Below are 13834 nucleotides of genomic sequence, written 5' to 3'. Positions count from 1 at the left end.
CCGCAGAAGCCATACGGCTTCTGCGGTTCTTATCTCACTTCTCGCGATCTTAACGGTTAGCGAACGCCTCTTCCGGCTGCGCCCGACCGCTGAACAGCACCAGCAGCAGCGCAACGCCCGCGATAATCGCCCCCATCACCGGGACAAACGTATAGCCCAGGCCGCCGCTAATGACCGCGCCTCCCGCCGCCGCTCCCAACGCGTTTCCAAGGTTGAAAGCCCCGATATTGACCGACGACGACAGCCCCGGCGCTTCGTGAGCCACGCGCATCACTCGCATCTGCAAAGGCGGCACCACCGCAAAGGTCGCCGCGCCCCAGACAACCATACTGATAGCGGCGCCCACCTGCGATTGCGCCAGCAGCGGAATCGCCAGCATGATAACCATCAGCAGCAGCAGAAACCCCTTCAGCGTCCCGGAAACGGAGCGGTCAGCAAATTTACCGCCAAGGTAGTTGCCCAGCGAAAAGCCCACGCCGATCAGCACCAGCATCGCGGTGACAAACAGCGGAGAGGCGTTGGTAATGGTATGCAGAACCGGGGAAATATAGGTATAGAGCGTAAACATCGCCCCCGCCCCCAGCACGGTAGTCAGCAGCGCAGACAGCACCTGCGGACGCATCAGCACCGAAAGCTCCTGCTTCACGTTTGGGCGCTCGCCGACGCTGCCCTTCGGTAAGGAAAACCACAGGCCGATTATTGCCACCACGCCCAGCCCCGCCGTTGCAAGGAATGACATTCGCCAGCCGATGGTTTCGCCCAGCCAGGTTGCTGCGGGTACGCCGCCGATGTTGGCGATCGTCAGCCCCATAAACATCGTCGCCACCGCGCTGGCCTGCTTATGTTTTGGCACTACGCTTGCCGCCACCACCGAGCCCAGGCCAAAGAAAGCGCCGTGGTTAAGGCTGGTAATGATCCGCGACAGCAGCAGCGTGGTGTAATCCGGCGCAATGGAAGAGAGCACGTTGCCAAGGGTAAAAATCGCCATCAGGAAAATCAGCGCATTTCTGCGCGCGCGGTGGGAGAGCAGCAGCGTCATCAGCGGCGCGCCGACCATTACCCCGATGGCATAGGCGCTAATCAGCATTCCCGCCGCCGGAATCGAAACGTCCACGCCTTTAGCGATTACCGGTAATAGCCCCATCGGGGAGAATTCGGTCGTGCCGATGCCAAAGGCACCAATCGCCAGCGCGAGCAGGGGAAAGTTGATTTTCATGCAGGGACTCCATCAGGCCGCCTTCCGCGACGGCATCTCATCAGAAGTCAAAAGCATGACATCAATCACAGAAAAACAAAAGTGAACGAAATGGCAAAAGATTTTTGCGAAAATGATAATAATAGGTGGAGCAAAGGGAGAGCGGCCCCTCCCTTATCGCAGAACTAGTGCAGTACTGCAGTCAAACCTGCGGCAACAATCAAACCCAAAACAATAATCGTTGTTGTCAGCGAAAACTTTAAATTTGTATCCATCAATTTTTCCCCCTGATTATCCCCACATGAAAAGTGAGCTTGCTCATTTTTACACAGAATAGCGTAAAAATCTTCCGAGATTTAGAGTGATGCACATTTTTGCTCTTCCCCTTTGCCCCAAGATCGGACAAAATCCCACGCTAATTTGAAAGCGTATCGGCCATTGACCCCTTCCTGTCGTTCTGTGTCGTTTTCCCGACGTGATGCCATGCTCAATTTTGGCGTCAGGGTGTGTACAGGCAAACGTTTACGTACCGATAAACAGACGATCAGGTCAAGGTCTGGAGTGAGAAGTAATGGCAACTATTAAAGATGTAGCGAAGCGCGCAAACGTTTCCACTACAACAGTGTCACATGTGATTAACAAAACCCGATTCGTTGCGGAAGAGACGCGCAATGCGGTGTGGGCGGCAATAAAAGAACTGCATTACTCCCCCAGCGCCGTTGCCCGCAGCCTGAAGGTCAATCACACCAAGTCTATTGGTCTGCTGGCGACCAGCAGCGAAGCGGCCTATTTCGCTGAGATTATCGAAGCCGTCGAGAAAAGCTGCTTCCAGAAGGGCTACACCCTGATCCTCGGTAACGCATGGAACGACCCGGAGAAACAGCGCGCCTATCTGTCAATGATGGCGCAGAAACGCGTAGACGGCCTGCTGGTGATGTGTTCTGAGTATCCGGAATCGGTGTTAAGCATGCTGGAAGAGTATCGCCATATCCCGATGGTGGTGATGGACTGGGGCGAGGCAAAAGCCGACTTCACCGACTCGGTCGTCGATAACGCCTTCGAGGGCGGCTATATCGCCGGACGCTACCTGGTTGAGCGCGGCCATCGCGACATCGGCGTGATCCCCGGCCCGCTGGAGCGTAACACCGGCGCAGGCCGGCTGGCGGGTTTTATGAAAGCGATGGAAGAGGCGCAGATTAACGTCCCGGAGAACTGGATTGTGCAGGGTGATTTCGAGCCGGAATCCGGCTACCGCGCCATGCAGCAAATTCTCGCCCAGCATCCTCGCCCAACGGCCATCTTCTGCGGCGGGGATATTATGGCGATGGGCGCCATCTGCGCGGCGGATGAAATGGGCCTGCGCGTGCCGCAGGATATTTCACTGATCGGTTATGATAACGTGCGCAACGCTCGCTACTTTAGCCCGGCGCTGACCACCATTCATCAGCCTAAAGACTCTCTTGGCGAAGCGGCCTTTAATATGCTGCTGGACCGTATCGTCAATAAGCGTGAAGTCTCGCAGTCGATTGAAGTCCATCCGCGCCTGGTCGAGCGCCGTTCCGTGGCCGACGGTCCGTTTGTCGATTACCGCCGTTAGCCCTGCTTGCGGGGTCGGTTATTCCGGCGCCCGCAGCCACTCCCGATTTAGCGTTTCGCTATCGCCAAGATAATCCAGTAACCAGAGCAGCGCCGGCGAAGCGTCGCTTTGCTGCCACGTCAGGCAGCATGCGGCATCCGGGAAGGGGTTCTCCAGCTCCAGCGCCGTCCATTCACCGCTATCCAGCCACGGACGCGCTAAATGCCCGGGCACCATACCGACGCACAGTCCGGCGGAGAGGCAGGTTTCAGAAGCATCCCAGTCCGGCACGACGACCCTCTTCTGGTTATCGAGCAGCCACGTGGTCCTCTTTGGCAGCGAGCGTGACGTATCCTCTCTGACCAGCGACGGCCAGTTGCGCAACACGTCATCGCTCAAAGGCCCCGCCATTTTTGCCAGCGGATGGTGGCTCGCAACGACGCAGTCCCAGCTCAGCATCCCCATATCGCGGAAGGCGTAGCGTCCCCCTACCGGAATTGAGCGCGTCGCGCCGATGGCTAACTCCACGCGACCGTCGGCGAGCGCATCCCAGACGCCGTTGAACACTTCCTGAAAGACGATCAGCTCGACGTCATCAAAATGGCGATAAAAATCAACGATCATCTGCCGCATACGCGTGGGTTTAACGATGTTATCAACCGCGATAGAGAGCTGCCCGCGCCAGCCGTTGGCGATCTGCTGGCACTGCTGGCGGGTGATCTGCATTTTTTTGATAACAGATCGCCCTTCCTGTAAAAACCAGACGCCGGCCGGCGTTAATTCCACATCCCGATGGCGGCGTTCGAACAGCGGCACCGCCAGCCACTCCTCCAGCTGACGTACGGTATAGCTGACGGCCGAGGGTACGCGGTGCAGTTCCTGGGCGGCGGCGCTAAAGCTGCCGTTGCGGGCGACAGCATCGACAACCTCAAGCGAGTATTCAGACCACATTTTCTGCCTACAAAATTTTTGAACTCATCTGACAAATATTAGCGTTTCACAAGCCTTAATGCACTCCCTACACTCTGCGCCATCGTACCTGCACAATAAAAAGAGAACGTTATGCAACAACCTGGGAAAGGATTTTTAGTCTGGCTGGCTGGCCTCAGCGTACTGGGCTTTCTGGCCACCGATATGTATCTTCCGGCTTTCGCCGCCATGCAACAGGATCTGAATACTTCCGCCGCCTCGGTCAGCGCCAGCCTGAGCCTGTTCCTGGCGGGCTTTGCGCTTGGGCAGCTCTTCTGGGGCCCCATTTCCGATCGCTACGGCCGTAAGCCGGTGCTGCTGAGCGGCCTGGCTATCTTTGCTGTCGGCTGCCTGGGGATGCTGTGGGTGCGCGATGCCGGCCTGATGCTGGCGCTGCGCTTTATCCAGGCTCTGGGGGTTTGCGCGGCCGCGGTGACCTGGCAGGCGATGGTAACCGATTATTACCCCGCGCAAAGAACCAACCGCATTTTCGCCGCCATTATGCCGCTGGTTGGTTTATCGCCGGCGCTGGCGCCGCTGCTTGGCAGCTGGCTGCTGGTTCACTTCGAATGGCAGGCCATTTTTGCCGTTCTGTTCGCCATTACCCTGCTGCTGATGCTGCCGGCCCTGCGCCTGAAGCCGGCGAATAAACCGATCGTCAGCGCCCAGAAGAAGCTCACCTTCCTCGCCCTGCTGCGCTCGCGGGAATATAGCGGTAACGTGCTGATCTACGCCGCCTGTTCCGCCAGCTTTTTCGCCTGGCTCACGGGCTCGCCGTTTATTCTCCATGAAATGGGCTACGGCCCGACCGTTATTGGCCTGAGCTATGTGCCACAGACTATCGCGTTTCTGGTGGGCGGTTACGGCTGCCGCGCGGCGCTGCAAAAATGGCAGGGGCAGCAAATTCTGCCCTGGCTGCTGGCGATTTTTGCCGTCAGCGTCGCCGCCACCTGGCTGGTTGGCCTGCGGGAGAATGCGACGCTTATTGGGCTGATGATTCCGTTCTGCGCCATGGCGGTGGTGAACGGAGGTATTTATCCGATCGTCGTCGCGCAGGCCCTGAAGCCATTCCCGCAGGCGACCGGGCGTGCTGCGGCGCTGCAAAACACTCTGCAGCTTGGTCTCTGTTTCCTGACCAGCCTGCTGGTTTCTACGCTGATTGCCACGCCGCTGCAAACGACCACCAGCGTGATGCTGGTCTCCATCGTGCTGGCCGGCATAGGCTACCACATGCAGTATAAAGCCGCGCATCCTGCAACAGAATCGTCACATGCGTAAGCTATTCTGCTGATAGTTATAGAATTCAGTAGTTAGCTTGCTAAGATATTTTTGTTGAAAGCCTGTTTTTAGCGGCCTATACTGGATCCGGCATCACATAAATAGAAAGATTAATTGATTAAACGGGAGCAGGATGCATCCCGTTTCCCCATGGAAGGCCTTTCGGCAAGGGTTACCTCCCTTCCTCTGTTCTACGTCGGATAGCAGCCTCACGGATTATCCGTGAGATTTCTCACAAAGCCAAAAAAGCGTCTACGCTGTTTTAAGGTTCTGATCACTTGGGCGTGATGGAGAAGCTATGAGTTCATCGTGTATAGAAGAAGTAGTCAGTGTACCAAATGATGATTGGTACCGAATTGCAGCTGAATTATTAGGCCGTGCGGGCATCGAAATTAATGGTCCTGCCCCTTCCGATCTACGGATTAAAAACCCGCTCTTTTTTAAGCGTGTTTTGCAGGAGGGGTCGCTGGGGCTAGGCGAAAGCTATATGGACGGCTGGTGGGATTGTGAACGGCTGGATATATTTTTCCATAAAGTTTTACGCGCCGGACTGGAAAATCAGCTTCCCCATCATTTCAAAGATACCTTGCGTATCGCCAGCGCACGCTTATTCAATCTGCAAAGTAAAAAACGGTCCTGGATTGTCGGCAAGGAGCATTACGATTTAGGTAACGATCTGTTCAGCCGCATGCTTGACCCTTATATGCAGTATTCCTGCGCGTACTGGAAAGACGCGGAAACTCTTGATGACGCACAGCAGGCCAAATTAGATCTCATCTGCCGTAAACTTGAGCTTGAGCCCGGCATGCGGGTGCTGGATATCGGCTGCGGCTGGGGCGGGTTGGCCTACTACATGGCCAAAAATTACCAGGTTAGCGTGGTGGGCGTTACCATCTCGGCGGAGCAGCAGAAAATGGCGCAGCAGCGCTGCGCTGACCTCGACGTCACCATCCTCCTCCAGGACTATCGCGACCTGCACGAGAGCTTTGACCGTATTGTTTCAGTCGGCATGTTCGAACACGTCGGGCCTAAAAATTACGCCACCTATTTTGATGTGGTCGATCGTAATCTGAAGCCCGAAGGTCGTTTCCTGCTCCATACCATCGGCTCGAAAAAAACCGACCATAGCGTTGACCCCTGGATCAACAAATATATCTTCCCTAACGGCTGTTTGCCGTCGGTGCGCCATATTGCCGAAGCCAGCGAATCGCATTTTGTTATGGAAGACTGGCATAATTTCGGCGCCGACTACGACACCACGCTTATGGCCTGGTATGAGCGCTTCCTTAATAGCTGGCCGGAAATTGCCGACAACTACTCAGAACGCTTTAAACGCATGTTCAGCTATTACCTGAATGCCTGCGCCGGCGCTTTCCGCGCGCGCGATATTCAGCTGTGGCAGGTGGTTTTTTCTCGCGGAGCCGAACACGGTCTGCGCGTGGCCCGCTAAAAATTTCCCCCGCTTCGGCGGGGGAATTTATTATTCGGCCGCCGTTTTCAGCGCCGCTTCTGCTTCTTTCGCCGCCAGCACGCGCTCAACAGTATCAATGACCGCCTGCGTCTGCGGATCGATTTCAATATTCACCCGATCGCCCAGCTTTTTCACCCCAAGCGTGGTGCGCTGCAGCGTTTCCGGAATTAAATGCACGCAGAACCGGGTTGGCGTCACTTCACCGACGGTGAGGCTAATCCCATCGACGCCGATATATCCTTTGTAGAGGATATATTTCATCAACGTCGGGTCCTGAACCTTAAACCAAATCTGGCGATTATTTTCCGAGGTCAGAATTTTCACCACCTCCGCGGTGGTCATAATATGACCTGACATCAGGTGACCGCCAATTTCATCGCTGAATTTGGCCGCGCGCTCAACGTTGACGCTGTCGCCCTCGCGGATCGCGCCCAGATTGGTTATCCGCAAGGTCTCTTTCATCAGATCAAAACTTACTCGCGGACCATTGATATCGGTGACCGTCAAGCAGCAGCCGTTGTGCGCTACCGAAGCGCCTGTTTCAAGCCCCGCGAGCATATGCTCAGGCAGCTCCACAACGTGGGTGCGAAAGTTGGGTTTTTCATCAATAGCCACCACTTTGGCGGTCCCCTGCACAATACCGGTAAACATATTTTGCTCCTGTATAAATTCGTGACGGTATCAGTACCGTTTTCGGCTATGACGAACAATAACAGCTGGCAAAACAGGTTGCCAGCGCACAACGTGCAGAGGAATTTTTTCACTGGCTAAATGGCTAATCCTCGCTACAATAGTCTGGCAAATCCCTCTGCTTTTTCTTCTTGCTGCCCTTGATGGCGGCTTTTTTAGTCCTCCAATAACAACAATATATAGGTGTTCACGTGCAGAAGTATTTTATTGAAGCGCGTCAGTTATTAGCACTGGCTATACCCGTTATTCTTGCTCAGGTCGCCCAAACCGCCATGGGCTTTGTCGATACCGTGATGGCGGGCGGCTATAGCGCCACCGATATGGCGGCCGTTGCCATCGGCACTTCCATCTGGCTACCGGCGATCCTCTTTGGCCACGGCCTGCTGCTGGCCCTGACGCCCGTTATTGCTCAGTTGAATGGTTCCGGCCGTCGTGATCGTATCGCACACCAGGTGCGCCAGGGATTCTGGCTGGCCGGCTTCGTCTCCGTCCTGGTGATGGTCGTGCTGTGGAATGCCGGTTACATTATCAGCTCAATGCATAACATCGACCCGGCGATGGCGGACAAAGCGGTCGGCTACCTGCGCGCGCTGCTGTGGGGCGCGCCCGGCTATCTGTTCTTTCAGGTTGCCCGTAACCAATGTGAAGGGCTGGCGAAAACCAAGCCGGGTATGGTCATGGGATTTATCGGCCTGCTGGTCAACATTCCGGTGAACTACATTTTTATCTACGGTCACTTCGGTATGCCGGAACTTGGCGGGATTGGCTGTGGCGTAGCGACGGCATCGGTTTACTGGGTGATGTTTTTCAGCATGCTGTTCTGGGTACGCCGCGCGCGTTCGATGCGTGATATTCATCTCCAGGAGCGATTCAGCAAACCGGATTTCGCCGTCATTCAGCGTCTGGTGCAGCTGGGCCTGCCGATTGCGCTGGCGCTGTTTTTCGAAGTCACGCTGTTTGCCGTCGTGGCGCTGCTGGTCTCGCCGTTGGGGATCGTTGACGTGGCCGGGCATCAGATTGCCCTTAACTTCAGCTCGCTGATGTTCGTCTTACCGCTCTCGCTAGCGGCAGCGGTGACGATTCGCGTAGGCTTCCGTCTCGGGCAGGGTTCAACGCTGGAGGCTCAGACCTCAGCCAGAACCGGCGTCGGCGTTGGGGTGTGCATGGCCGTTTTCACGGCGGTGTTCACCATTCTGATGCGTAAGCAAATTGCGCTGCTGTATAACGACAATCCCGAGGTCGTGGCCCTGGCGTCCCAGCTAATGCTACTCGCGGCCATCTACCAGATTTCCGACTCCGTTCAGGTGATCGGCAGCGGGATCCTGCGCGGCTATAAAGACACGCGTTCCATCTTCTTTATTACCTTTACCGCCTACTGGGTATTGGGTCTGCCGAGCGGCTACCTGCTGGCCCTGACCGATCTGATCGTGCCGCGCATGGGCCCCGCCGGTTTCTGGTGCGGATTTATAATTGGTCTTACCTCCGCCGCCGTGATGATGATGTTGCGTATGCGTTTCCTGCAGCGTCAGCCTTCCAGCATCATTTTACAGCGCGCTGCGCGCTAGCCCGCGGCGAAACCCCACGGCGCTGATTCAGCGCCGTTTTCTCGTGCTGGTGAAGAAATATTCTTTTGCATCAGTAAAATATAACCAATATGGATAAAACTTCTGCGATCGCGAGAAAACTGGAAGAAAAGTGACGTTTGCCTCTTGCCACAACCCCTCCCTCCCGCTAATATGCGTCCCCGTTGCTGCTGCAACATTGCGTTCATAGCTCAGTTGGTTAGAGCACCACCTTGACATGGTGGGGGTCGTTGGTTCGAGTCCAATTGAACGCACCATAATGCGTTTATAGCTCAGTTGGTTAGAGCACCACCTTGACATGGTGGGGGTCGTTGGTTCGAGTCCAATTAAACGCACCATAATGCGTCCGTAGCTCAGTTGGTTAGAGCACCACCTTGACATGGTGGGGGTCGGTGGTTCGAGTCCACTCGGACGCACCATTTCACAATCTCGTGATATGGTGCCTGTTTTATCTCCCGCATTGAAACATCCGAAAATCACTCTCTTTCTGTAACCTCATTATTTTCTGACTTTTCTCAACTCATCTGCTAATAACGTTCAGTAACCGTTAAGTTATTCTCCACGGTTATGTAAAGTGACGTAAAGTCCTGCGCCAGGTCTGTCAGGAGTTTATTAACGCAACGGCTCTGGATATATCCTCTCGCTAATAAAAATCTTTCGTTAGATCATAACCCGTTATGCTGACATTCATTCAAAACAAGCGAAACGGTTACCGTTATGTAATTCAGAATATTTCAAAAAAATATCCCCAGCAAGCGGTTTGACTGTTCGTAAATAACAGCTAAATTTAATTCCTGAACGACAACGGATACGTATCCAAATCGTATCTTCCTGACATAAAATCAACAGAGGTATGAAAATATGGCAGAACATCGTGGTGGTTCCGGTAATTTCGCTGAAGACCGTGATAAAGCATCTGAAGCTGGACGTAAAGGCGGTCAGCACAGCGGTGGGAACTTTAAAAACGATCCGCAACGTGCATCTGAAGCCGGTAAAAAAGGCGGACAAAATAGTCATGGTGGCGGACGTAAATCTGATAATTCCTGATTATTAATCGCCTCGTTCTCTTGTAAATAAAAGAGTATCCTGCGGGTCTGCGGACTCGCAGTTATTCTCCTGTGTAAAAGGTATTTCATATGAATATGAAAAGCATAGAAGACGTATTTATTCATCTTTTATCGGATACTTACAGCGCTGAAAAACAATTAACTCGCGGGCTGGCTAAATTGGCCAGGGCAGCGTCAAGCGAACAGCTCAGCGACGCCTTCAAGGCCCACCTTGAAGAGACCCAGGGGCAGATTGAGCGTATCGATCAAATTGTCGAGCAAGAACCTGCCATCAAAATTAAGCGTATGAAATGCGTGGCGATGGAGGGGCTTATTGAAGAAGCTAACGAAGTCATCGAGAGCACAGAGAAAAATGAAGTGCGGGATGCTGCATTAATTGCCGCTGCGCAAAAGGTTGAGCATTATGAAATTGCCAGCTACGGTACTCTTGCCACCTTAGCAGAACAACTGGGTTATAAAAAAGCGGTTAAGCTTTTAGCGGAAACGTTAGAAGAAGAGAAATCAACCGACCTTAAATTAACTGACCTGGCGGTCGGCAATATTAATAAAGATGCACAAAATAAATAGCCAGATAATAACCCGATATTAAGGAGTTGATTATGAATCACCTTGAACATTATCACGACTGGCTACGCGATGCACATGCAATGGAAAAGCAAGCAGAATCCATGCTGGAATCCATGGCGGGCCGCATCGATAACTACCCGGACCTACGCAGTCGAATTCAACAGCACGTAACTGAAACCAAACGCCAAATTACCGTACTGGAGGAAATTCTCGACCGTAATAATATATCGCGTTCGGTACTGAAGGATTCAATGAGCAAAATGGCCGCCTTCGGGCAATCCATTGGCGGCATGTTCCCTTCCGATGAAATTGTTAAAGGGTCAATTAGCGGTTATGTCTTTGAGCAGTTTGAAATTGCCTGTTATACCTCCCTGCTTGCCGCTGCTAATAAAGCCGGCGACGTCGCATCGATCCCGGCCATCGAATCAATTCTTGCAGAGGAGCGGGCAATGGCCGACTGGCTGCTGAAGCATATCCCGCAAACAACGGAGGAGTTCCTTCTGCGATCTGAAGCCGAAGGCGTTGAAGCTAAGAAATAAGCAATAAGGATAAGAGCCCATGTTCCGACACGTTAAGCAACTTCAGTATACCGTAAGGGTCGCGGAGCCAAATCCGGGACTGGCGAACCTCCTTCTGGAACAATTCGGCGGCCCTCAGGGCGAGCTAGCCGCCGGGTAAATTACCGCCACTCCCTGAATACGCCAGCACCTACTACAATATGTCGTAGGGAGACGACATACGCGGGAGCTGGAATAGCGATCGGCACTTCGATTATGTCGCGGATCCGCAGCCTGCACCTGCAGTAGACGGCGGAAACGGGAGCGTCAGCGTCAGGCTAACAGCCCAGCAGAAGGCTCTGGTGAAAGCCATGGCGGAACGGATCGAATCCGCCCCCGATGGCGATCCTCTTACCGGCGCCGAGCTCGGCGAGGGTAAGGAAAAGCCTTAATCCTCGATAACCTGCTGTTAATCACTGCCCCCTGCTCGGTTCTGGGGGTTGTTATGTGATGGGGTCCGGATCATGTTTGAACTCGACGCGTTTAATCTGGCACGGCTGCAGTTCGCATTTACCGTCTCTTTTCATATTCTTTTCCCGGCAATTACCATCGGGCTTGCCAGCTATCTGGTGGTGCTGGAGGGGATGTGGCTGAGGACAAAAGACGACGTCTGGCGCTCATTGTATAATTTCTGGCTGAAAATTTTTGCCGTTAATTTCGGAATGGGCGTGGTTTCAGGCCTGGTCATGGCCTATCAATTCGGCACCAACTGGAGCGGCTTCTCGCAGTTTGCCGGTAGCATTACCGGTCCCCTGCTGCTTTACGAAGTCCTCACCGCTTTTTTTCTTGAAGCGGGTTTCTTAGGCGTCATGCTCTTTGGCTGGAATAAAGTTCCCCCTGGCCTGCACTTCTTCACCACCTGCATGGTGGCGCTGGGCACGCTGATGTCAACCTTCTGGATCCTCGCGTCCAATAGCTGGATGCAGACGCCGCAGGGTTTTACCATTGAAAACGGTCACATTATTCCGCAGGACTGGCTGGCGATTATCTTCAACCCCTCTTTCCCGTATCGCCTGTCGCACATGGCGATCGCCGCTTTTCTCAGCAGCGCGATGTTTGTCGGCGCCTCCGCCGCCTGGCATCTTCTTCGCGGCAACGATACGCCGGCGATACGCAAAATGTTCTCAATGGCGATGTGGATGGCCCTGCTGGTCGCGCCGGTCCAGGCCATCGTCGGCGATATGCACGGCCTCAACACGCTTGAACATCAGCCGGCAAAAATCGCTGCCATAGAAGGCCACTGGGAGAACAAACCCGGAGAAGCCACCCCACTGCTGCTGTTTGGCGTACCGGACATGGCGGAAGAGCGCACCAAATACGGCCTGGAGATCCCGGCGCTTGGCAGCCTGATCCTGACCCATAGCCTGAATAAGCAGGTCCCTGCCCTAAAAGATTTCCCGAAAGAGGATCGGCCAAATTCCCTTATCGTCTTCTGGTCGTTTCGCATCATGGTGGGTATGGGCGTGTTGATGATAGCCCTTGGCGTATGGAGCCTCTGGCTGCGCTATCGGCAGCGTCTTTATCACTCCCGCCCCTTTCAGTGGTCCGCGCTGGCGATGGGTCCAGCGGGGCTGCTAGCGCTGTTGGCCGGCTGGATCACGACCGAAGCGGGACGCCAGCCCTGGGTTATCTATGGTTTTTTACGCACCCGGGACGCAGTCTCCCTGCATAGCACAGCGCAAATGGTCGTCAGCCTGCTGGTCTTTATCATTGTTTACTGTTCGGTCTTCGGCGTCGGTTATTACTATATTATCCGGCTGATTAAAAAAGGGCCGCAGCCCGTCAGCGAATTAACGTCGTCAACCTCCGGCACGCCGGCGCGCCCCCTTTCCGCCGCAGAAGCCGTGCCTGAAGAGGAGAAAAGCTAATGGGCATCGATATTCCCGTGATCTGGTTTGTCATCATTGTGTTTGCCACCCTGATGTATATCGTGATGGACGGCTTCGATCTGGGTATTGGCATGGTATTCAGCTTTGTCCCCAACGCCTCCGAGCGCGACGTGATGATGAACAGCGTCGCCCCGGTGTGGGACGGTAATGAGACCTGGCTGGTGCTGGGCGGCGCGGGGCTATTCGGCGCCTTTCCGCTGGCCTACGCCGTGATCGCCGATGCGCTGACGATTCCGCTTACCGCTATGCTAATTGGTCTGATCTTTCGCGGCGTGGCCTTTGAGTTTCGCTTTAAGTCCCCCCCCTCTCATCAAAAGTTCTGGGATTACTCTTTTGTCGGCGGCTCGTTGTTGGCCACCTTTAGCCAGGGGATCGTCGTGGGTGCGGTCATTAGCGGCTTTGACGTTGCCGACCGCAGGTTCATCGGCTCCGCGCTGGACTGGTTGACGCCCTTCAACCTGTTCTGCGGTGTAGGGCTGGTGGTGGCTTATACGCTGCTTGGCACGACCTGGCTGATTATGAAAAGCGAAGGCGCGCTGCAGCAGCGTATGCGCGACCTGACTCGCCATACGCTACTGGCTCTGCTGGCGGTCATCGCCGTGGTCAGCGTCTGGACGCCGCTGGGCTGGCATTCCGTTGCTGAACGCTGGTTTACCCTGCCCAATTTCTACTGGTTTGTGCCCGTCCCCATTCTGGTTCTCGTCTTTAGCCTGTGGCTCTGGCGCCTGAGCGCTAACCCCGACAGTCATGCCCGTCCTTTCCTCCTGACGCTTGGGCTCATTTTTCTCGGCTTCAGCGGTCTGGGTATCAGTTTATGGCCCAATATCATTCCACCGCATATCACGCTGTGGGAGGCTTCCGCGCCGCCTGCCAGCCAGCTCTTTATGCTGGTAGGCACCCTGCTCATCATTCCGGTGATTTTGGTTTACACCGCATGGAGCTACTACGTGTTCCGCGGCAAAGTTTCCGGAAATGAAGGCTATCACTGAGGT

General features: G+C 54.5%; 14 protein-coding genes, 3 tRNA genes and 1 pseudogene. 14 read left to right on the top strand and 4 right to left on the bottom strand.

Going from position 1 to position 13834, the window contains the following annotated elements; genetic code table 11:
- Positions 1-49 precede the first annotated feature (49 nt).
- Positions 50-1216: an MFS transporter gene (locus EGY08_RS28125; RefSeq protein WP_004119466.1), complete on the bottom strand. Its 1167-nt coding sequence runs from the start codon at positions 1214-1216 to the stop codon at positions 50-52.
- A 164-nt stretch (positions 1217-1380) separates the two neighbouring features.
- The gene (locus EGY08_RS28120; RefSeq protein WP_049082851.1) at positions 1381-1470 is read right to left on the bottom strand and encodes a YnhF family membrane protein; all 90 of its coding nucleotides are present in this window, start codon (positions 1468-1470) and stop codon (positions 1381-1383) included.
- Positions 1471-1766: 296 nt separating this feature from the next.
- On the opposite strand from EGY08_RS28120, the gene purR reads away from it, so the two are divergent.
- Positions 1767-2792: an HTH-type transcriptional repressor PurR gene (gene purR, locus EGY08_RS28115; RefSeq protein WP_004119465.1), complete on the top strand. Its 1026-nt coding sequence runs from the start codon at positions 1767-1769 to the stop codon at positions 2790-2792.
- An 18-nt stretch (positions 2793-2810) separates the two neighbouring features.
- Here purR and punR read toward each other — a convergent pair whose 3' ends face one another.
- The gene (gene punR / locus EGY08_RS28110; RefSeq protein ID WP_004119464.1) at positions 2811-3722 is read right to left on the bottom strand and encodes a DNA-binding transcriptional activator PunR; all 912 of its coding nucleotides are present in this window, start codon (positions 3720-3722) and stop codon (positions 2811-2813) included.
- 111 nt (positions 3723-3833) lie between these two features.
- Here punR and punC point away from each other — a divergent pair, with 111 nt between their 5' ends.
- Together punC and cfa are read left to right on the top strand one after the other, a co-directional pair.
- Positions 3834-5018 carry a purine nucleoside transporter PunC gene (punC, locus tag EGY08_RS28105; protein ID WP_112164842.1) on the top strand — a complete coding sequence of 395 codons (1185 nt, stop codon included), beginning with the start codon at positions 3834-3836 and terminating at the stop codon, positions 5016-5018.
- Positions 5019-5316: 298 nt separating this feature from the next.
- Complete coding sequence (cfa, locus tag EGY08_RS28100; protein ID WP_004119456.1) at positions 5317-6468, top strand: cyclopropane fatty acyl phospholipid synthase; 1152 nt, start codon at positions 5317-5319, stop codon at positions 6466-6468.
- 30 nt (positions 6469-6498) lie between these two features.
- Here cfa and EGY08_RS28095 read toward each other — a convergent pair whose 3' ends face one another.
- A complete protein-coding gene (locus EGY08_RS28095) occupies positions 6499-7140 on the bottom strand; it encodes a riboflavin synthase (RefSeq protein WP_004119454.1) in 642 nt (213 codons plus the stop codon).
- Positions 7141-7370: 230 nt separating this feature from the next.
- Between EGY08_RS28095 and mdtK the strand changes: the two genes are divergently transcribed.
- The 11 genes and pseudogenes from mdtK to cydB all read left to right on the top strand — a co-directional run bounded on the left by mdtK (position 7371) and on the right by cydB (position 13831).
- Positions 7371-8744, top strand: coding sequence for an MdtK family multidrug efflux MATE transporter (gene mdtK / locus EGY08_RS28090; RefSeq protein WP_004119451.1), 1374 nt, complete (start codon positions 7371-7373; stop codon positions 8742-8744).
- Between the two features lie 198 nt (positions 8745-8942).
- Positions 8943-9019, top strand: a tRNA-Val gene (locus tag EGY08_RS28085).
- Positions 9020-9023: 4 nt separating this feature from the next.
- Positions 9024-9100: transfer RNA gene (locus EGY08_RS28080), tRNA-Val, on the top strand.
- 4 nt (positions 9101-9104) lie between these two features.
- Positions 9105-9181, top strand: a tRNA-Val gene (locus EGY08_RS28075).
- Positions 9182-9623: 442 nt separating this feature from the next.
- On the top strand, positions 9624-9809 hold the full coding sequence (locus EGY08_RS28070) for a general stress protein (protein WP_004136767.1): 186 nt from the start codon (positions 9624-9626) through the stop codon (positions 9807-9809).
- A gap of 89 nt (positions 9810-9898) precedes the next feature.
- On the top strand, positions 9899-10396 hold the full coding sequence (locus EGY08_RS28065; RefSeq protein WP_123829241.1) for a ferritin-like domain-containing protein: 498 nt from the start codon (positions 9899-9901) through the stop codon (positions 10394-10396).
- A 32-nt stretch (positions 10397-10428) separates the two neighbouring features.
- The gene (locus EGY08_RS28060; RefSeq protein WP_004119445.1) at positions 10429-10935 is read left to right on the top strand and encodes a ferritin-like domain-containing protein; all 507 of its coding nucleotides are present in this window, start codon (positions 10429-10431) and stop codon (positions 10933-10935) included.
- A 19-nt stretch (positions 10936-10954) separates the two neighbouring features.
- Positions 10955-11074, top strand: coding sequence for a manganese catalase family protein (locus EGY08_RS31465; protein WP_075208535.1), 120 nt, complete (start codon positions 10955-10957; stop codon positions 11072-11074).
- Positions 11064-11345, top strand: a pseudogene (locus EGY08_RS28055) (manganese catalase family protein); the annotation flags it as partial. The gene EGY08_RS31465 and the pseudogene EGY08_RS28055, both read left to right, overlap by 11 nt.
- A gap of 72 nt (positions 11346-11417) precedes the next feature.
- Complete coding sequence (locus EGY08_RS28050; protein WP_004119441.1) at positions 11418-12821, top strand: cytochrome ubiquinol oxidase subunit I; 1404 nt, start codon at positions 11418-11420, stop codon at positions 12819-12821.
- Entirely contained in the window at positions 12821-13831 is a 1011-nt protein-coding gene (gene cydB / locus EGY08_RS28045) for a cytochrome d ubiquinol oxidase subunit II (protein WP_123829240.1), read from the top strand. The genes EGY08_RS28050 and cydB overlap by 1 nt, the downstream gene beginning before the upstream one ends.
- Positions 13832-13834 lie beyond the last annotated feature (3 nt).

Origin of the sequence: Klebsiella sp. FDAARGOS_511 (assembly GCF_003812845.1) — a bacterium.
GTDB classification, from domain to species: domain Bacteria; phylum Pseudomonadota; class Gammaproteobacteria; order Enterobacterales; family Enterobacteriaceae; genus Klebsiella; species Klebsiella grimontii.
Note: the sequence above shows the minus strand (reverse complement) of the source record. Positions and strands in the feature narration are given on the sequence as shown.